We start from the raw sequence: 19,864 nt of genomic DNA on the forward strand, positions 1-19,864 counted from the left end.
TATTCCGATATGAACTCAAAAAAATCGATGTTGTTAATTGTCGCTCTAGCTGTTCTAGGTGGCATTATTTTCTCTCAGGTAGATATATCGCCTGCAATTACCTTTATCCTTGGTGTCTTGGCTTCCGCTTTTGTTGTTAACTTTTCAAGCACCGACTCAAAATCAGATTCAGAACCTAAGGCATCAACAAAAACACTTTATGTAGGTAACCTTCCATACAAAGCGAACGAGTCACACGTACGTGAACTATTCTCTGAGTATGGTGAAGTATTTGCTGTTCGTTTAATGAAAGACAAGCGAACAGGTAAAAGAAGGGGCTTTGGTTTTGTTGTTATGGCGAGTAATGATGTGAATCATGCAATCTCTGCACTTAACGATAAAGATTACATGCAACGAACTTTAAAAGTACGAGTTGCAAATGATCCTAAACATCCTGAAACGGACGAATCTGAACTGAGCTAAACCCTAACTGCTTTAACATTCTATTTAGTGCACTTTCTTTTTTAGGAAGTGCACTACAAAAAACCTCACGCACTCCCCCTTCTTTATCACTACTTTCCAAGTCCAATAAATCTTGAACTCGCTTCGCAATCGCTTTGCCAGAATCAACCAATAAAACACTCTTACCTAGGACTTGTTGAATCTCAGATTTTATCAGCGGGAAATGTGTGCATCCTAAAACGGCCACATCAATTGTGTTGATCATCGGTTGAAGGATGAGTTGCAGCTCTTCAAGGTCAATCGTCTCCCCCCTGAGTTTGTCTTCGGCCATATCCACCAGCCGAGTAGAACCTAAAAGCTCGACTCTTTTATTACTCGAGAAGTTTTTAATGAGATCATGTGTATATTCACGAGTGATCGTTGCGGGAGTAGCAATAAGACCTACCGCTTTATTGGCGAGGATGGAAGCAGGCTTGATTGCCGGGACAACACCAACAATAGGGATTAGGTTACTAGCACGAAGTGTAGGTAAGACAATCGTACTTGCTGTATTACAGGCTATCACCACAACATCAATCGCGTGGCTAGCCACAAAACTGGCAACAATACTTTGAACTCTGCGAATAAGTACTTGTTGATCAAGCTCGCCGTATGGGTAAGCCTCGTTATCGAATACATAGGTATAATTATGGTTCGGTAGTAATTGGCTTATCTCTTTATATACAGATAGACCACCCACTCCAGAATCAAAGACTAATATATTTTTTTGTAGACTATCCGACACGACGATTACCTGTAATTAGTTCCGCAGCAATGATACCCCTTCGCTTAGTTTTCGCCAATCCTCACTCTATATAATGCAAGCTTGATAGCGTTGATGAACAAAACGCTCACCTTGTTCTACATTTTCTAACTCTATCTTAAGCTTTCCTGTAAAACATGGTGCTGACGTCACTAGAGTATGGAACTCACCATCTTCACCACATGGATCGACATGACTCGGTAAACTGTCTATTAGTTCAGGCGTGTATTGTTGCCCGCAATAGCCAGCATCTAATGACTCACTATCAACCGTGACGAGAAAGGTTTCAATTCCTCTGTTTAATATCTCACTAGCTAAATCCTGACTACTCTCTCCCATTAGGGGAAATACACACTCCCAACCCGCTGGTTCTATGTAGCTTCTTCGATAATCGGCAATGCCATTACAAAACATGTCTCCAAACGCGACCGCGTCGATTGATAAGCCAGACCCTTTTAATGCTGAGACAATCGTACTTTGGTAAATCTCATTGCTTGGGAACACTTCCGGAAGCTCTATGGTAATGAGTGGCAAATCGATTAATTGCGCCTGCATGGCAACAACTTCGATCGGAGTCACTTGGAAAGGGACTTCATCTCCAACATATGTAGTATAGAGAGCAACAACTTCATATTCAGAGCTTTCAAGTAGACGCTCCAACGTTAACGTAGAGTCCTTGCCTGACGACCAACTTATGACTACTTTCTTTTTCATTGATATACCCAATAAGAAAAACCGCCCGAAGGCGGTTTAGGTGTTAATTAGAATTGGTAAGTAGCATTCACGTAATATGTACGCTCTGGTGATGGGTATCCACCAGCAGTCTCGTACTCTTCGTCAGTTAAGTTATCCACTCGACCATTTAAAGTAAGATTTTCATTCGCATAATAGTTAACTGAAACATCAAACAAGCTATATGCTGCAAGATCTTCAGAGAAGTCTGTTCGCTCACCTACGTATTGATAACCTAATGAAACATCAACCTCATCAAAACTAGCTACCGCATTATACTTATAGATCTCTTTAGCGCGGCGGACTAGCTGCTCACCTGATTGGTCTTCAGGGTCTTGAAAATTAGCGCTTACTTGATGGTTAATAAAGTATGTATCAAACCCTACGACCATTTCCACACCACGCAACTGGCTTTCACCATCTGTGTTGTAGTACTTACTCGTCGCATAGTTATAATCAATCAAGTCTTCGACATTTGTATCGTACCCAGTAATCGACCAATCTACGCCTTTAACTAGGCCACTAAAAGTCAACTCTACCGAATCAGCTTTTTCCGATTCTAGCTGCTCATTACCGTAGTAGCTATATAATTGATACAAGTTAGGCGCCTTGAAGGATGTACCATAAGCTGCTTTAACAACAAGCCACTCCGCATAACGATAGCCTACCCCTGTGTTGTAAGTGGCTTCGGTACCAAATTGCTCATTATCATCAACACGAAGGCTCAGTTCGCCAAACACTTTATCCGCGTCTGCATTTAATGCTGCAAAGTATGCAACATTCGTTCTGTCATATTCAGTATTCGAAGGCTTCACAATATAAGCTTCATCACGCCAATCTACACCGCCGCTTAGAGTCAGTGCCGAAGTCAGTTTGTATGAATTCACCCATTGAACATTTAGCTGTTCAAGCTCATCAGATATTGCTGACGCTGAGTTCTTGCCTAAAGACTGTTCGTAGTTCCAGTTATCTTGATTCTGATAGTTAACTAGGAAATCAGACTTAAGTTCACTGCCACTATATTTAACACCAGTAGCAAAGGTAGAGTTTTGCACCTCTGCTTCTTTGTAAGAATGGACTGGGTTGCCGGTATTAAAATCAATATACGAACCATCATATTGAGAGATAGTCTCGAACATGCGGAAGTTAGCAAAACCACTCCATTGCTGATCAAAGTTATGAACATAGCCAATAAGCGCATTACGCGATTCAAAGCCATGTCGATCACCATCATTTATTCCCTGCATAGGATGAACGTTGTATCCCTCATCGGAGTCGTAGCCAATAGATACGTTTAAGTGACCATTTTCACCAACCTTGGTACCACTAACAAAGCTCAACTCTTCGTAATCTAAGCTTCCCAAGCCCGCACTTACCGCCGTTTTTTCATTGTCAGAGTTTGCAACGGTAATAATATTGATAACACCGCCGATCGCTTCTGAGCCATACATAGCGGCACGAGCTCCTCGAACGTATTCCACACGATCAACGAATGTAATTGGTAACTGGCTAAAATCGACACCACCTTTTGCAGCTCGTGCAAAACGAATACCATCAATTAGAACAAGTACTTGATCAGAGTTAGCACCACGAACAAAGATCGAAGCTTGCTGACCTCGGCCTCCATTTTGTGAAACCTGGATACCCGTTAATCGTCTAAACACATCTGTTAGAGACTTAGCTTGAATTCGGTCGATATCTTGGCGCGTTACTACTTCAACTTGAGCGACAACACTTTCCGTGCTCTGCTCAAAACGGTTAGCCGTAACCACCATGGTTTCGTCGGCAGAGGCTTCTTGGGCGTGTAAATTGGAGATAGGTGAAAGCAGCGATGCTACGGCAACTGCTAAAAGGGACTTGTTCATATTATGATCCTAAATCGCGTAAATTCCTACCAAACCACATTGTATGGTTTAGCTGCTGGCAGGTATTCGGACTTAAGAGCACAACCTTATGGTTACCTCATATTCGACTTCCCACAAAAAGCTATTTGCAGTGTCTTATGAATATTTGTTCTCTTTTACCGCTGCGCGTCAGTTCTGGATTTACACCAGATTCCCTCTTCAGCCATCTATACATCTAAATGGCACCAGCTTGTCGGAGATAGTATTGGCCTATAAATCATTTGTCTAGTCTAAGATAGTTATAAGCTATAGTTTTCATGGCCGATTTACATTGAATGACTCTCAACACTGGACAAGCGCTTGTGATTGAATAAAATCTGCGCTCTTGATTTAAAAGCACGACAGCAAAAAGGCATAACAATGGCGAATTTAGATGTAAACCCGCAACGCTACCAAGAACAACTAGCAGAAAAGACTGAGCGTCTTACTGAGATGTTCTCACAATATGATGTGCCTGAGTTGGAAGTGTACGAATCTCCAGAACAACACTACCGCATGCGTGCTGAATTCCGCGTGTGGCATGAAGGTGACGATATGTATTACGTCATGTTCAATCAAGAGACCAAAGAAAAATACCGCGTAGACCAGTTTCCTGCAGCTAGCCGTCTTATCAATGACTTGATGCCTCTATTAACAGATGCAATGAAAGACAATCACTCTCTGCGCCACAAGCTATTCCAAGTAGATTTTCTTTCTACACTAAGCGGTGAGATTTTGGTGTCACTGCTTTACCACCGTCAATTGGGTGAGCAATGGATTCAAGATGCTAAAGCACTGAAGCAGCAATTGAATGATGAAGGTTTTAACCTGAACCTGATTGGTCGTGCGCGTAAGATGAAAATCGTATTGGATCGCGACTACGTCATTGAAAAGCTAGACGTAAATGGTGACAGCTACATCTACCAACAAGTAGAGAACAGCTTTACTCAACCAAACGGTAAAGTAGCAGAGAAAATGCTTGAGTGGGCTGTCGACTGTACTCAAGACAGCAAAGGTGACCTATTAGAACTTTACTGTGGTAACGGTAACTTCTCATTAGCATTGGCACAGAACTTCGAACGTGTACTGGCAACAGAACTAGCGAAGCCATCAGTAGAGTCAGCGCAATACAACATTGCGGCGAACAAGATTGAAAATGTTCAGATTATTCGTATGTCTGCGGAAGATTTTACCGTAGCAATGGAAGGCAAACGTGAGTTCCGTCGTCTACAGCAAGCGAACATCGATCTTAAGAGCTATAACTGCAACACTATCTTTGTTGATCCACCGCGTTCAGGTATGGATGTTGATACTTGTAAGATGGTTCAAGGCTATGAGCGCATCATGTACATCTCTTGTAACCCTGAGACACTGAAAGATAACTTAGACATTTTAAGCGAAACACACGACATCACTCGTTTTGCTCTGTTTGACCAGTTCCCTTACACCCACCACATGGAAGCGGGCGTGCTGTTGGAACGCAAAGCGTAAATCATGATTCAAATCTCTAAGCGCTCGTGATGAGCGCTTTTTATTGATATCGCTATACAGCCAACTTCAAGTCCGTGGTTTGAGTTCCACCATATTGCCTTCTGGATCTTCTATATAGGCAGAATACCCAAAACCTTGCGCACCATAGCGCTCTGCAAACTCGGTAACTTGAATATCGTGTTTGTACAGATAATTGACCAACTCTCGCTCATCAAAAGCCGCTATTTGCAGACAAAAATGGTCGAGGTTTCTTCCGTCTTGTTGCGGCGCCTTGCCGCCAAGCTTTCCTAGCTCGCTATCGACGACGACTAAGTCAATGATTGACTCCCCCGCCCTTAATTGCGTCAACCCTAAGTCTGGCAATTCCCTTTCAATAGGACAACCCAGCACCTGTTGGTAAAAATAGAGCATCGCCTCACGGTTTGATGTCCGCAATACAATATGGTCAATGGCCTTTACCTCTATCATGCAGTTTCTCCTTATAACACGCACACTTCCCTAGTATAGGTAACATTGTGTACAAAAAAGGCCTGGCGATAAAGCCAAGCCTTTCTTTCACTATTTACCAAGCGAAGTGCTGAGGTTATTCAGCTTAAGTTGCTTTGCCGATAAAACCGAGCTTTTTTCCTACCCAAGCTAACAGCAACATCGCAACAATAATCGCAAAGAAGTTTGAGCCCGCATCAGGATATTGTGCTTTGACAAAAGCCGAGTGGCCAAATGCACCAACAAAGAAGCAAGCTAAACCTACCAATGGAATATCTTCAGAGACTGGGTTAGTTAGATACTCCTGGTAAAGTGCTTGTACAGTCAACACTAAAGCAATAAGCGGGAAAATAGAGAAGCCCACTTCGCTCATTGTGACCCAAGACAACAGCGCATCACCACACACACCGGCAACAACAGCTAGTACGAGTGTTTTTCTTTCAGAACCACGGTTTACAGTATTATTTTCATTCGACATTATTCAATCCCGCCTTTTAATCGGTTACGTTCACGTTCTTTACGATACCAAAAAGCCCCTTTGGCCATCATTCGCAATTGCATGATCAAGCGATCAGCCAATTCATCTCGCTGACGTCGATCTAAATCTAGTGCTTCTGCCCCTGAGTTAAAAACCAATATGACGGAGGCTTCAGCTTGAGTAAAAGCTTCATCTCTTGTCATGCCAGTCGTAATCAAATATTCGGTTAACTCAGCAGAGAAGTGCTGTATTTCACGAGCTACCGCAGCACGAAACTCAAATGAAGTCCCTGAGCGCTCTCGTAATAACAATCTGAATACGTTTGGACTGCTTTCAATGAATTCCATAAAGGTTTCAACCGATGTGCGAATCACACTGCCTTCTTTTACTATACGCTGACGAGCTTGACGCATTAATTGACGTAATAATAAGCCACCTTCATCAACCATGGTTAAACCAAGCTCATCCATGTCTTTGAAATGACGATAAAAGGAAGTTGGGGCTATTCCAGCCTCACGAGCAACTTCTCTCAAGCTTAGGTTGGAAAAACTACGATCGGCGCTGAGTTGGCTAAATGCTGCATCAATTAAGCTACGACGAGTTTTTTCTTTTTGCTGTGCGCGAATGCCCATTGGTTTCATATTTTATCAAATTCTTCTTTTACAGCCTAAACAGGCATGTCTAATACTCTCTTCAATATAACATAACGCGAATCACTTATTTATATAAGGCACTCTGGTTATATAAGACACTCAACATACCTCTTTGTTCACGTACCGAAGTAAATACGCTCGAACAAAAAATTTCAATCTCCACACTGTGATTTGGAGACATACAACATACCAAATGTTATTTTTTTTAGAACACTGCGTGATCCCACCGACTCTCTGATGTCCTTTTCATGTACCCAAGAACAGAATCAGTTAAAATCTCACTAAAGCAATGTTAATTAAATATAACAAGGAAGATATCTATGCCGCACTCCAACCACTTTGATGTAATCGTAATTGGTAGTGGCCCCGGAGGAGAAGGGGCAGCGATGGGATTAACCAAAGCAGGGTTGAATGTTGCAATCATTGAGAAAGAGAGCAGCGTTGGTGGTGGTTGCACCCATTGGGGAACCATTCCTTCCAAAGCACTGCGTCATGCTGTAAGTCGTATTATTGAATTCAACAGCAACCCGCTGTTTTGTCAAAATAACAAAAGCATCCACTCTACCTTCTCCAGTATTCTGGGCCATGCTAAATCAGTCATCGATAAACAGACTCGACTGCGCCAAGGCTTTTATGATCGCAACCAATGTACATTGGTGTTTGGTTCTGCACGTTTTATCGATACCAACACTATCTCTGTCATGCAAAGCGATGGGACAGAAGAACATTACAGTGCTGACAAGTTTGTAATCGCAACGGGTTCGCGACCTTATCAGCCAGATAATGTTGATTTCTTGCATGAACGTATCTACGACAGCGACTCGATTCTTTCTCTTAAGCACGACCCACAACACATCATTATTTATGGCGCTGGTGTTATTGGTTGTGAATACGCCTCAATCTTCCGCGGTTTAGGTGTAAAAACCGATCTCATCAATACTCGTGACCGCCTACTCTCATTCCTAGACAATGAAACGTCTGATGCGCTTTCTTACCACTTCTGGAACAGCGGTGTTGTGATTCGTAACGATGAAACCTTTGAGAAAATTGAAGGTACGGACGATGGCGTTATCATCCACCTAGAATCTGGCAAGAAAATGCGCGCGGATTGCCTACTGTATGCCAATGGTCGAACAGGTAATACCGATAAACTGAATCTTGGTGCAGTTGGCTTAGAAGCCGACTCTCGTGGACAAGTATCCATAAACACCAATTACCAAACCAGCGTTGACCATGTTTACGCGGTAGGTGATGTGATTGGTTACCCCAGCTTAGCGAGTGCTGCTTACGACCAAGGTCGATTTGTCGCACAAGCGATCGTCAAAGGTGAAGCAGAACACCACCTGATTGAAGACATCCCCACGGGGATCTACACCATCCCTGAGATCAGCTCTGTGGGTAAAACCGAGCAAGAACTCACGGCTGCGAAAGTACCTTATGAAGTGGGACGTTCTTCATTCAAACACTTAGCTCGCGCTCAAATCGCAGGTAAAGATATTGGTAGCTTGAAGATCCTATTTCACCGTGAAACCAAAGAGATTTTAGGTATCCACGTATTTGGTGAGCGTGCTGCTGAAATCATCCATATAGGCCAAGCAATCATGGAGCAGAAGGGTAAAGCCAATACCATTGAGTACTTTGTGAATACGACGTTTAACTACCCAACAATGGCCGAAGCTTATCGTGTTGCAGCCCTTAACGGACTTAACCGTTTGTTCTAAATAAAGAACCAACAAGAGCATTTGACCACCCATAGGCCAAATACATAAACAGCAAGCCACGCGCTTGCTGTTTTTATTTAAGATACTGAATAATATAATAGTGATAGTCATTAGATCATGATGTTCTAAATGCTATTTTACCTGTACAGCCTCTATTTATTGCTCTCTGAACTGAGCTACCTAAGTAAGCTAAGCGAGAAACTCACCCTTCTTCCACTGACAAACAAATAAAACACCAAGGCCAATCCCACGCATCGCCATAAAACTCAGCATCGCGAGCCACAACGCATGGTTTTCTAAACCTGAAGCTAAGTAGAAAATCGCAAAGAAACTGCAGGTCGCAACGAACATGCTATTGCGCATATCCTTACCTTTGGTTGCTCCAACAAAAATACCATCCAACAAGAAACACCACATAGAAACCAGCGGCATCGCAATCAACCACGGCAAATACACTTGAGCTTGGCTCTTAACGTCTGGGATTGTGGTGATCATATTAATCAAGCTAGACCCTGCAATCGCGAACACGATAGTGAGCACTAAACAAATATTGAAGCTCCAAAAGAAAGTACCAATCAAAGACTGATTTAACTCATCTTTATCTTTCGCGCCAATCGCTTTACCCACCATGGCTTCCATTGCATAGGCAAAGCCGTCCATCCCATAAGAGATGATCATCAAGAAACTCATCAGTACCGCATTGGCTGCCACCACATCATCACCAAAGCTTGCGCCTTGGAAGGTCATGAAAGTGAAAGTCGCTTGTAGGCACAATGAACGCAGAAAGATATCGCGATTCAATTTGACAAAACGACTCAAGCCTTGACTGGTTTTCTTAACTAAATCCCATGGCGAAGGCAGTTGTCTCTTCATCCAGATTCGATAAACACAAACTAAGCCAAAGGTAAGACCCGCATAGTCCGCTATCACCGATGCCAACGCAGCGCCTTCAACTTGCCAACCGAGTCCAATCACAAATACGATATCTAAAACGATGTTGGTGATATTAGTGATGATTACCATCCACATGGGTGCTTTGGCATTCTGGGTTCCGAGTAGCCAACCTAAAATTACAAAGTTAGTTAGTGCAGCGGGCGCACTCCACGCTCGAATTGAAAAATATTGCTGACCGTAGTGTTTCACTTGTTCACTAGCACTACTTAAAGAGAAAACGAGATCCGCGACCAAGCTATGTAAAAGCAAGAAGACACCAGCAAATCCCAAGGCCATGGTCACACCTTGCACGAGAACCAAACCAAGCTGTTTGCCATCGTTCGCCCCATAAGATTGCGCGGCGAGCCCCGTTGTCGACATACGCAGAAATCCGAGCAACCAAAAGGTTACACTAATCATGGTGCCACCTAATGCCACACCTCCTAAATACCAGGAGTGCGCTAAGTGACCGATAACCGCGGCATCAACTAAACCCAGAAGTGGAACGGTAATATTGGAAAGAACCATCGGGATCGCGAGTAACAACACCTGTTTATGCACGGCTTGATTAGATAGTGTTTGAAAAATAGTTTGGGAGTTAGATAGCTTCACGATCACCTCTTCGATTAGAGGCGATAGTTTAACCTAGTGGATGTACTTTCACTACGTTGCGAGGTTTTACTTATCTTTTACTTATAACGAGGCGTGTATTACGCGCTCTAAAGGGCAGAGTTGTTAGCATTACCATTTGATGAGGACTAATTGCGGAGTTAAACGTTTTTTGACCTGAGAGATCTTACACAATAATCGCTGCCACAACTTCCAACGATTACATTGTTGGTCTAGTGGAGAAAACGCTTTTACCCACTGGGCCCATGGTAGCCAATTTAGAATACTGTCGACTGGAGAAGACAAGCCATGTGCATAGTCACCAGAACCAAGTTTTTTCCCTAGAGTGCTCGAACTCTTGTCTCCCGCTAACACTAAACACGCATGGGCATGAGTAAAGTAGCGGCTCAAAGACTGAATAAAGTGCGCGGCCTGTTGTTCATTACAGTCAAGCAGAGCATGTTCACACACCACCATCACTGAGGCTTGCTCTGGGATGTTAAGTTCATCTAACCAAGTTAGGTCATCAACAGAGCCGCACTCTAAACGATAGCGTTCATTTTTGTGGAACAAGCGTTGCCGCCAAACTAGATTTTCCGTTACATCCAATTCTACCCAATGACAGCGGCCATTATCTAAACGGTAGAAACGGGTATCGAGCCCTGCTCCCACGTTAATAATCCAAGCATCTGAGTTGTGAGATAAGAACTGTTGAACTTGAGAATCACAAAGTTGAGTCAGTGTCGCATAAAGGAGTTGTTGTTGGTCGAGTTCACCGGTAAGACATTCTGGTGCCAATTGGCAACGCTTACAGGCTTGCGCTCCGATAGGATCATAAACCAAGCCATCATCGGCAAGACTTTCGCGGCTGCGAAACCAAAGATGTTGAACGAGATTCGTCGGAACTTGAAATTCTTGATGTGCAGACCCTTGATAAGAATCAGCCTTTTGATCAAAGGAGCGCGACTTACGAATAAGCGGCTTAATTTGAGGTTTGGTTGGGTTTGGCATCATCATCTTCCTTGTATCTCGACAAAGAAGATGATAATGAATATCAATTACAATAACAAGTTATTGAGAATAAATATCAATAAGCTATTTGCATTGATTACATCCAGTCGGTGTTGCGAATGATACCAACCGCGAGCCCTTCAATAGATAAGTGTTGAGACGCTAGATCGACATGGATTGGAGAAAACTCTTCATTTTCAGCATGTAACAGAACCGTTGCACCTTTACGTTCTAGGCGTTTAACCGTTACATCATCATCGACACGAGCAACGACAACCTGACCATCGCGAACATCTTGAGTTTTATGAACAGCCAGTAGATCACCATCCATAATACCGATGTCTTTCATACTTTCACCATTTACACGGAGTAAGAAGTCAGCCTGTGGTTTAAACATGCCAGGGTCAACTTGGTAGTGCATTTCTACATGTTCTTGAGCCAGAATAGGCTCACCAGCGGCAACCTGACCGATTAATGGTAAACCTTGTTCTTCGTTTGCTGCATCTTCAAGCAAAATACGAATACCGCGAGACGCACCCGGGATAATCTCAATCGCTTCTTTACGAGCAAGAGCTTTCAAATGTTCTTCTGCTGCATTAGCAGAACGGAAGCCTAATTCACGTGCAATTTCTGCACGCGTCGGTGGCATTCCGGAATCTTCGATCTTACTTTTGATAAGGTTAAAGACTTGTTGCTGGCGGGGCGTTAACGGCTTCATGATTCACCTGTCTTTTTATACAGTTGACTGTGAGTATATCCAGTAACTGAACAAAAGCAAAGCAATTGGTTGTTTTTAGTTCATTTTAAGCGAATTACAAAAACAATATATCTAGCCACACGTAACCCGCTAACACTAAACAGATAAAAACCGCTGCCGAACCGACATCTTTTGCCATTCCAGATAGCTCATGATGTTCACTACCAATCCGATCAACGACCGCTTCAATCGCAGTATTTATTAGCTCGACAACCATCACCAATACGATGGCAGAGATCATCAAGATTCGCTCAACCTGGCTTACGTCTAGGTAAAACGCCAGTGGGATAAGTACAGCTGCCAGCAACACTTCTTGTCGAAATGCAGCTTCGTTTTTAAACGAACTCGTAATGCCCTGCCATGAAAAGCCTGCAGCTTTAACGATACGTTTGAATCCTGTGCTTGATTTTTTAGTCATTTTTAACTCTATACTCAATCAGTCGATGAATGATTTTCCACAAACTTAACGTCAATATGACTATTTCCATTAAAAGGTTAGACCAGTTTCTGGTATTCTTGCATCGATTAAATTTACGCCTAGGCTTACCCCTATTTCACTCATAGGATTTATCCTTTCATCATAGAAATAGCGATACGCTTAAGCACATTGAAATAACTATTGAGGCAGTGAACCTATATGTCTTCTGGACAATCTTTTTCACGTTCATTAATGAAGCTACCTTTATCCTTATTGGTAAAAGGCACATCAATCCCTTCAAACCCGGTTGAGGATTTGAACATTGATTTAGGCAAACCGATTGTATACGCCTTACCGTTTCGCTCAAGTGTAGACATGCTTACATTGCAAAAACATGCACTTGAATTGGGGCTACCTGATCCGTTGAGCAAGCTTGAAATCAACGGTAAATCACTGCAACGCTACGTTTTTATCTCTTCTCGCAAAACTTTACTGCAAGACGATGATTATGTACCAAGCTCTTCAATTGAAGTTTTCTCGGAGCTGCTTTCACTGCATGCCGAAGACTCTGAGCTTGATGTTCAAGTTATCCCTGCCACTGTGCTGTGGGGACGTAAACCCGGTAGAGAGAATAACCAGAAGCCTTACCTACAAGCAATGAATGGCTTAGAGAAATCAAAAGCCGTATTGCTGGCAGGCCGTGACTGCCTAGTTCGCTTTAGCCCTGTGGTTTCTTTACGTTACATGGCTAACTCTCACGGTACCGACAGCACCATCGCTCATAAATTAGCGCGCGTGGCGCGTATTCACTTCTCTCGCCAAAAGTTAGCAGCATCAGGGCCGAACCTACCCAGCCGCCAAGCTCTTTTTAACCGCCTACTGAAGTCAGAGGCGATCAAAAAGGCAATTGAAGATGAAGCAAAATCAAAGAACATCTCGGTCGAGAAAGCGAGCAAAGAAGCTCAAGACATCATGGATGAGATTGCTGCTAATTTTTCTTACTCACTGATTAAGCGTGGAGAGAAAGTGCTTGGTTGGCTATGGAATAAGTTGTACCAAGGCCTACACATCAACAATGCTTCAACGGTTCGAAAACTGGCTCAAGATGGCCACGAAATCGTTTATGTACCTTGTCACCGTAGCCATATGGACTACCTACTGTTGTCTTATGTTTTGTATCATGAAGGCATGGTGCCTCCGCACATCGCCGCGGGCATCAACTTGAACTTCTTCCCTGCCGGCCCTATTTTCCGCCATGGTGGTGCGTTCTTTATTCGTCGTAGCTTCAAAGGCAACAAGCTGTACTCAACTATTTTCCGTGAATACCTAGCAGAGCTGTTTGCAAAAGGTTACTCGGTAGAATACTTCAGTGAAGGTGGCCGTTCTCGTACTGGTCGTTTGCTACAAGCTAAAACCGGTATGCTAGCGATGACGATTCAGGCCATGCTACGTGGTATGAACCGCCCAGTAACTTTGGTTCCTGTATACATCGGTTACGAACACGTAATGGAAGTAGCGACTTACGCCAAAGAGCTGCGTGGCAAACGTAAAGAGAAAGAAAACGCCAGCCTGGTGATTCGTACTCTGCGTAAACTGCGCAACTTTGGTAAAGGTTATGTCAACTTCGGTGAGCCGATCCAACTGAACCAATATCTAAACGAACACGCACCAGAGTGGACCAAAGATATCGACCCAATGGGGGCTGGTAAACCACAATGGATGAACCCAGTGGTTAATGGTTTGGCAACTAAGATGATGACGCATATTAATGATGCAGCAGCGACCAACGCTCTAACTCTTTGTGCAACCGCTCTACTCGCTTCACGACAACGTGCATTATCTCGTGACTCTTTGGTTTCTCAGATCAACTGTTATCTGTCTTTGCTGAAAAATGTACCTTACTCTAATACATTCACGGTACCAAAAGACAGCGCTGAAGATCTGGTCAAACACGCTGAATCACTGAACAAGTTCCTGATCGAATCAGATTCAATGGGCGATATAGTTTCACTCGATCGTCACCAATCTATTCTGATGACGTACTACCGTAACAACATCATTCACTTGTTCGCTCTACCGTCGTTAATTGCTCAAATGACGATTCGTCAGCGTGGTCTATCGATTGAAGCTATTCAAAAGAATGTTGCTGCACTCTACCCATTCTTGAAGAAAGAGTTGTTCCTAAGCTACGACGAAGACAAGCTTGAAGGTGTGGTTTCAAACATCATTGAAGAGCTAGTCAGCCAAGGTATGCTTGTTGTGTCAAACAACGAAGTCACCATCAACCAATCAAACAGCCAAGCACTGATGCTATTAGGTCGTACGATTACAGAAACGCTGCAGCGCTACTCTATTGCTCTAAACCTATTGGCAGAAAATCCTGAACTGGATAAATCTGATCTGGAAACAAAGAGCCAAGACATTGCACAGCGCCTTGGTCGCTTACATGGTATCAACGCTCCAGAGTTCTTCGACAAAGGTGTATTCGCATCGATGTTCGCGACACTGAAACAGCAACAATACCTAGATAACGATGGTAACTGTGATTTAGAAAAGACTCAGCAATTCGCTAAACTTCTTTACTCTATGCTCTACCCAGAAGTGCGTATTACTATTCAAGAGAGCATCCACCAAGTAGAGTAATCTTTCAGCTAATATTCGCTTTAATCACTAGACTGAAACGATCAAAAAAGGCACCAAATAGGTGCCTTTTCATTTTGAGTCAAGCAACTCAAAAAAGCTAAGTTTTACCAGAAGGTAATGAACAAACCGACAGTTACTGCCATCCCAACATAGTTGTTGTTGAGGAAGGCTTGGAAGCATAGATCTCGGTCGCGATGACGCATCAAGTGCTGTTGGTACACAAACAAGCCCCCTACCGCTAACAGAGCCCAATAAAAGATATCACCCAGATGGTAATGCATGCCCACAGCAATCAACATCGTCAGTGTTACTAACTGCAAAAAGCCAACGATAAGCTTATCGAACCGGCCAAACAAAATAGCTGTCGACTTAATGCCAATCTTAAGGTCGTCATCTCGGTCGACCATGGCATATTGTGTGTCGTAGGCAATCGTCCAAAATGCATTCATTATAAAAATAAACCAAACAACACTTGGTAGCTCATTGGTTTGTGCCGCCCAAGCCATTGGTATTGCCCAGCTGAAAGCCAACCCAAGGAACAATTGTGGAAGATGGGTAAAGCGCTTCATGAACGGATAAATGAAAGCTAAGCCAACTCCGATAAAAGACAATTTGATGGTCAGAGGGTTCATAGTTAGCACCAACAAGAATGAGACCACAGCCAGTGCTAAAAAAAGTAATATGGCTTCTCTACTAGAAACCAAACCTGAAGGCAATGGACGCTGCTTGGTTCGTTTTACATGACCATCTACTTTACGATCAGCAAAATCATTAATCACACAACCAGCTGAACGCATCAGCACCACACCTAAGACGAAAACAATCAAAACATCAAAGTCAGGCATGCCTTGCGCGGCGATAATCAACGACCACAAGGTCGGCCAAAGAAGTAGCAAAGTACCAATTGGGCGATTCATTCGTGTTAATTGCCAGTACGCCTTCGCTTTGGTGGCAAGCATTTACACACTCTCCTTAGAGTAAATGGGGGATGTTGGCAAAAACAGTTCTGCAACGAGCATAGGCTTGTGATTCATCCATAAACGAGAACGACGAGCGAGCAATCGCTCTTCGCCTACAATAACCCAACCAACTTGCAACGCATCTCGTTTTACGTTTTCGGCATTAAACACGGTGAGACCGAGCGGGACGTTCCCTTGTTGAGATAAGTCTGAGTGTTTATCTTCTAGAGTCACTCTGGGAATTAAGGTTCGACCTAGTACCCACGGCGCATCATCACCTTTTAAAATCACTTTACGTAGTAAGCAATCAAACGATGATAAAAGCTGTTCCTCATCGGGTTGCAGCATTGATTGATCTACAACTTGGTTATGAAGCAACTCAACCGATAAGTGCTGGCAGCTCCTTCCTAATTTGCGAGAAAGAGATCCTTGCTCCATAAGCCACTCTTTGGCGTTTTCATTAGGAAAATCAAATATTTCTGTGTTTTGCCAATCTACATTCATTAACGAATTAAGATACAGCGATATTGGCTGATTCATACTAGTATTCAATAGGTGACTTTACACGTACAATAAAGCTTCAATTTTCGAACAAACTCAAAGCGCTGTTGAATTGTAAACGTATTTAGATTTAGACCGCTCATTGTAACAAGACAAACGCGTTTCGAATATCGCGAATAAACTAAAGAAAAGTCACAAATATGCACAAACGTTATGTAGCCCAAGTATTTCTTGCGATTAGCCTACTCTTTTCAGCATCAAGTTTTGCTGAAGAGGAGTCTATATCTAAACTCGCTTACTTCACGCTAGAACCAGACCTGACAACCAACTTTTATACTAAAGGTAAAAAACTGGGCTATATCCAAGTACGCCTCGATATCATGGTTGCGAACAGCAATGATCTAGCTGCCATTGAGCATCACCAACCATTAATTCGCGATGCCGTGATTGAATTGCTTGGTAAACAAAACGAAGAAACAATTAAATCTCTGTCTGGCCGTGAAGATTTGAGAAAGACCTTAGTTGAACACCTCAACAAGATTCTGCTGCCTGAAACGGGGAAAACCCTCATTGCTGACTTACTGTTTACCAAATATCTTTATCAGTAACGATGTAAAAACGAATCCTAATAAAAAAGCGGCTCACCTGGCCGCTTTTTGGTATCTATCAGTTGTCGGTAACTAATCACTCGCTCCTTGCTGAGCTAGGCGCTTTCATGGAATCAACTAAACCGATAATCACACCTGCGACTAAACCTGCCAAGTGAGCAGTATTTGCGATCGCCATGAACGGCTGCATGTACCCAAGAACTAACCACACTAACATAAAGCCGACGATCTGTTTTGGGATACCCAAACCAAATTGTGGAGCCTTCGCACCAACAACCCAGAGATAACCAACCAAAGCATATACCACACCAGACAGGCCACCGAAGTTCGCACCTTCAACCCAATATTGCCCAGCGCCAGAAAGCGCAGAAGAGACAGCAAAGATCTGAAGTAACTTGAAGCCGCCTAGCTTTTTCTCGATGTCTCCGCCTAACTGCCACCACCACAAAATATTAAATGCGATGTGCATAACAGAGAAGTGCAAAACAGCATGACTCAACCAACGCCACAACTGCCATTGTTGGCCATCAAGCGCTGGGAAATGTAAGGCATTGAAAATCGCCTGACCGAAGCCTATCTGCTGCAGAGCAAAAATAACCACACATACCAGCATGATGCTGAGCGTCACTGGGCCAGCTTTTGCTTTTATCATGCCCATGAAACTCGGGGTGTGATAATGAAAATTGCTCTTTCTGGTTTCCGCCATATCCCAAGACGCTGCTTGGTAGCGTTTATGGTTTGGCTCAGACAAGAAACGATTGAGCTCTGATTCCGTCTCGACCTGATACTGACTATCCGTCAGCCAAAGAGCAAAACGCCCCTCACCTTCAGGAGACATTTGAATAGGGATCTGGCGAGAAGCCATGTAATCAATAAATGCTTGAGCAAGACGCGGGTTGTCTAACACCATCAATCTAATCATTGTTATTTCCTATTCATGCTATAGAGACGCTTAAAGTGGTTAAAGTACTAAAGGCTATAACCCAGCGATCACTGGAAGTTCAGCACGATGCCAAGCTTCAAAGCCGCCATCAACACTATATACCTCTTCAAAGCCTTGGTTCACTAAATATTGTGCAGCACCTTGGCTACTAATACCGTGATAACACATCACCAAAATAGGCTGTTCGAACTCGACTTCATCCATAAAGGACACCATCGTATCGTTCGTAAGATGGTAAGCGGTTTTTGAGTGAGCAACCGCAAATGACTGCGGGTCACGTATATCGACAAGTCGAGCTTCGCCTTGTTCAATGAGGGCTTGAGCGCCTTTAACGTCGATATGTTTAAACTGGTCCATGACTCTCTCTTTTATGCTGATTTACTTTGCTGCCATTGTAACCTATCCCAAGGCCAACAATCACATCCACTTAATAAGGTTATCCACCAACGATCACTTTTACACCGTTTGTGGATAAACCTGTGGATTGCGTGAATAAAGTGTTTTTTAAAAAATAGATCCACAACATGTAGTAATGATCCTGATCTAACTGTGGGTTAGTTGAAACATATCCCCACCACTAAAACCCCTTCAAAGCCTTACTACACCCTGCTTTTAGACAGTTGACGAATAAACTTTTCACAGAGTTATCCACAAAATCATTTTGCAAATTTCGATCGCAAAATTTGAGAAATCGATCCGAAACAAAAAGGCCGAGATCTCTCGATCCCGGCCTTTTCAAAATTTAGCTTGCTAGCTCTACTATTAGATAGAAGCTAGATACTATTAGAAATCGCCAACGGCTTGTTTCAACTTCTTCATAGCATTTTTTTCTAACTGGCGAACACGCTCTGCAGAGATACTGTAGGTATCCGCTAAATCTTGCAGTGTTGCTTTGTTATCATCTAACCAACGTGAGCGCACAATATGCTGACTACGCTCATCTAAGCTTGCCAATGCTAGCCCTAAACGATTGTTGGTGTGTGATTCCCAGTTAGCCGCTTCAACCGTTTCAGCAACGTCTGACGCTTTGTCTTCTAGGTAGTAAACAGGGGCAGTATAAGCAGAGCCACCGTCGTCGTCGTCCATTGGCGCTTCAAACGTAGCATCTTGGGCCGCTAAACGAGATTCCATTTCTCGAACCTCTGAAGGCTCAACTCCCAATTCACGAGCAACGGTCTCAACTTCACCGTTATTGAACCAACCTAAGCGCTTTTTAGACTTACGAAGGTTAAAGAACAATTTACGCTGTGCTTTAGTGGTTGCGATTTTAACGATACGCCAATTACGCAACACGTATTCATGAATCTCAGCTTTGATCCAGTGAACAGCAAAAGAGACCAGTCGAACACCAACTTCTGGGTTGAAGCGCTTAACAGCCTTCATCAAGCCGATGTTACCTTCTTGAACGAGATCGGCCATTGGCAGCCCGTAGCCTGAGTAGCCTCTTGCAACGTGTACCACGAATCGTAAGTGGGAAAGGATTAAACCTTTCGCAGCATCGATCTCACCTTTGTAATGTAATCGCTCTGCAAGTCCACGTTCCTCTTCAGGCGTCAGCATTGGGTAGCTGTTCGCTGATCGGATATAGCTATCTAAACTATCTTGTGTGACTAAAGCCATTTGATACGCTTGGTTTGCCATTCGGTTCCTCATCAATCTCTGATCTGGAGTAATACATCTATTAAAACCCAACAATCTTGAACCTAAAATGAACAGGTTTCAAGGCGGGGGAAGTAATTATGCATAATCAATTCTTCTATACAAGGCAAAGTCTGGTTAAGAAGTGCCTATTTTT

Annotated in this window: 20 protein-coding genes and 1 riboswitch; of the genes, 5 read left to right on the forward strand and 15 right to left on the reverse strand. The window is 43.2% G+C overall.

Features of this window, described 5'->3' with window-relative positions; all coding sequences use genetic code 11:
• Positions 1 to 9 precede the first annotated feature (9 nt).
• Positions 10 to 462, forward strand: a complete 453-nt coding sequence (locus OCU50_RS13675; RefSeq protein WP_060468815.1) for an RNA recognition motif domain-containing protein — start codon at positions 10 to 12, stop codon at positions 460 to 462.
• Here OCU50_RS13675 and murI read toward each other — a convergent pair.
• From murI to btuB, 3 genes are read right to left on the reverse strand one after another with little or no spacing between them, the layout of a single operon-like run.
• Positions 425 to 1,231, reverse strand: coding sequence for a glutamate racemase (gene murI / locus OCU50_RS13680; protein WP_060468816.1), 807 nt, complete (start codon positions 1,229 to 1,231; stop codon positions 425 to 427). The two genes, OCU50_RS13675 and murI, sit on opposite strands and share 38 nt — an antisense overlap.
• Positions 1,232 to 1,291: 60 nt before the next feature.
• Positions 1,292 to 1,957 (reverse strand): Dph6-related ATP pyrophosphatase, encoded by a 666-nt coding sequence (locus OCU50_RS13685; protein WP_060468817.1) that lies wholly within the window; start codon positions 1,955 to 1,957, stop codon positions 1,292 to 1,294.
• Between the two features lie 47 nt (positions 1,958 to 2,004).
• A complete protein-coding gene (gene btuB, locus OCU50_RS13690) occupies positions 2,005 to 3,840 on the reverse strand; it encodes a TonB-dependent vitamin B12 receptor (RefSeq protein WP_060468818.1) in 1,836 nt (611 codons plus the stop codon).
• A gap of 40 nt (positions 3,841 to 3,880) precedes the next feature.
• A riboswitch (cobalamin riboswitch) is annotated at positions 3,881 to 4,084 on the reverse strand.
• A 155-nt stretch (positions 4,085 to 4,239) separates the two neighbouring features.
• On the opposite strand from btuB, the gene trmA reads away from it, so the two are divergent.
• Positions 4,240 to 5,349 carry a tRNA (uridine(54)-C5)-methyltransferase TrmA gene (gene trmA / locus OCU50_RS13695; RefSeq protein ID WP_060468819.1) on the forward strand — a complete coding sequence of 370 codons (1,110 nt, stop codon included), beginning with the start codon at positions 4,240 to 4,242 and terminating at the stop codon, positions 5,347 to 5,349.
• Positions 5,350 to 5,415: 66 nt separating this feature from the next.
• On the opposite strand, the gene OCU50_RS13700 is transcribed toward trmA, so the two are convergent.
• From OCU50_RS13700 to fabR, 3 genes are all read right to left on the reverse strand, one after another.
• The gene (locus OCU50_RS13700; RefSeq protein WP_060468820.1) at positions 5,416 to 5,817 is read right to left on the reverse strand and encodes a VOC family protein; all 402 of its coding nucleotides are present in this window, start codon (positions 5,815 to 5,817) and stop codon (positions 5,416 to 5,418) included.
• Positions 5,818 to 5,941: 124 nt separating this feature from the next.
• Complete coding sequence (locus tag OCU50_RS13705; protein WP_060468821.1) at positions 5,942 to 6,313, reverse strand: YijD family membrane protein; 372 nt, start codon at positions 6,311 to 6,313, stop codon at positions 5,942 to 5,944.
• On the reverse strand, positions 6,313 to 6,954 hold the full coding sequence (gene fabR, locus OCU50_RS13710) for an HTH-type transcriptional repressor FabR (protein WP_004736697.1): 642 nt from the start codon (positions 6,952 to 6,954) through the stop codon (positions 6,313 to 6,315). The genes OCU50_RS13705 and fabR overlap by 1 nt, the downstream gene beginning before the upstream one ends.
• A 332-nt stretch (positions 6,955 to 7,286) precedes the next feature.
• Here fabR and sthA point away from each other — a divergent pair, with 332 nt between their 5' ends.
• Positions 7,287 to 8,687, forward strand: coding sequence for a Si-specific NAD(P)(+) transhydrogenase (gene sthA / locus OCU50_RS13715; protein WP_060468822.1), 1,401 nt, complete (start codon positions 7,287 to 7,289; stop codon positions 8,685 to 8,687).
• Between the two features lie 189 nt (positions 8,688 to 8,876).
• Here the strand turns inward: sthA and dinF are convergent, their stop codons facing one another.
• The 4 genes from dinF to OCU50_RS13735 all read right to left on the reverse strand — a co-directional run bounded on the left by dinF (position 8,877) and on the right by OCU50_RS13735 (position 12,415).
• Positions 8,877 to 10,232 (reverse strand): MATE family efflux transporter DinF, encoded by a 1,356-nt coding sequence (gene dinF / locus OCU50_RS13720; protein ID WP_060468823.1) that lies wholly within the window; start codon positions 10,230 to 10,232, stop codon positions 8,877 to 8,879.
• A 129-nt stretch (positions 10,233 to 10,361) separates the two neighbouring features.
• Positions 10,362 to 11,240, reverse strand: a complete 879-nt coding sequence (locus OCU50_RS13725; protein WP_060468824.1) for a class I SAM-dependent methyltransferase — start codon at positions 11,238 to 11,240, stop codon at positions 10,362 to 10,364.
• A gap of 97 nt (positions 11,241 to 11,337) precedes the next feature.
• The gene (gene lexA / locus OCU50_RS13730; RefSeq protein ID WP_060468825.1) at positions 11,338 to 11,958 is read right to left on the reverse strand and encodes a transcriptional repressor LexA; all 621 of its coding nucleotides are present in this window, start codon (positions 11,956 to 11,958) and stop codon (positions 11,338 to 11,340) included.
• A 94-nt stretch (positions 11,959 to 12,052) separates the two neighbouring features.
• Positions 12,053 to 12,415 carry a diacylglycerol kinase gene (locus OCU50_RS13735; RefSeq protein ID WP_060468826.1) on the reverse strand — a complete coding sequence of 121 codons (363 nt, stop codon included), beginning with the start codon at positions 12,413 to 12,415 and terminating at the stop codon, positions 12,053 to 12,055.
• 219 nt (positions 12,416 to 12,634) lie between these two features.
• Between OCU50_RS13735 and plsB the strand changes: the two genes are divergently transcribed.
• Positions 12,635 to 15,058: a glycerol-3-phosphate 1-O-acyltransferase PlsB gene (gene plsB / locus OCU50_RS13740; protein WP_060468827.1), complete on the forward strand. Its 2,424-nt coding sequence runs from the start codon at positions 12,635 to 12,637 to the stop codon at positions 15,056 to 15,058.
• 104 nt (positions 15,059 to 15,162) lie between these two features.
• On the opposite strand, the gene ubiA is transcribed toward plsB, so the two are convergent.
• Together ubiA and OCU50_RS13750 are read right to left on the reverse strand one after the other, a co-directional pair.
• Complete coding sequence (ubiA, locus tag OCU50_RS13745) at positions 15,163 to 16,017, reverse strand: 4-hydroxybenzoate octaprenyltransferase (RefSeq protein WP_060468828.1); 855 nt, start codon at positions 16,015 to 16,017, stop codon at positions 15,163 to 15,165.
• Positions 16,018 to 16,557, reverse strand: coding sequence for a chorismate lyase (locus OCU50_RS13750; RefSeq protein WP_167346769.1), 540 nt, complete (start codon positions 16,555 to 16,557; stop codon positions 16,018 to 16,020).
• Between the two features lie 161 nt (positions 16,558 to 16,718).
• Here OCU50_RS13750 and OCU50_RS13755 point away from each other — a divergent pair, with 161 nt between their 5' ends.
• A complete protein-coding gene (locus OCU50_RS13755) occupies positions 16,719 to 17,126 on the forward strand; it encodes a flagellar basal body-associated protein FliL (protein WP_060468830.1) in 408 nt (135 codons plus the stop codon).
• Positions 17,127 to 17,202: 76 nt separating this feature from the next.
• On the opposite strand, the gene glpG is transcribed toward OCU50_RS13755, so the two are convergent.
• The 3 genes from glpG to rpoH form a co-directional block, all read right to left on the reverse strand.
• Positions 17,203 to 18,048: a rhomboid family intramembrane serine protease GlpG gene (glpG, locus tag OCU50_RS13760; RefSeq protein ID WP_060468831.1), complete on the reverse strand. Its 846-nt coding sequence runs from the start codon at positions 18,046 to 18,048 to the stop codon at positions 17,203 to 17,205.
• 54 nt (positions 18,049 to 18,102) lie between these two features.
• Positions 18,103 to 18,426 (reverse strand): thiosulfate sulfurtransferase GlpE, encoded by a 324-nt coding sequence (gene glpE, locus OCU50_RS13765; protein WP_046224926.1) that lies wholly within the window; start codon positions 18,424 to 18,426, stop codon positions 18,103 to 18,105.
• Between the two features lie 426 nt (positions 18,427 to 18,852).
• Positions 18,853 to 19,710, reverse strand: a complete 858-nt coding sequence (gene rpoH / locus OCU50_RS13770) for an RNA polymerase sigma factor RpoH (RefSeq protein ID WP_017055518.1) — start codon at positions 19,708 to 19,710, stop codon at positions 18,853 to 18,855.
• Positions 19,711 to 19,864: the final 154 nt, after the last annotated feature.

The organism is Vibrio toranzoniae (assembly GCF_024347655.1).
Lineage (GTDB): Bacteria > Pseudomonadota > Gammaproteobacteria > Enterobacterales > Vibrionaceae > Vibrio > Vibrio toranzoniae.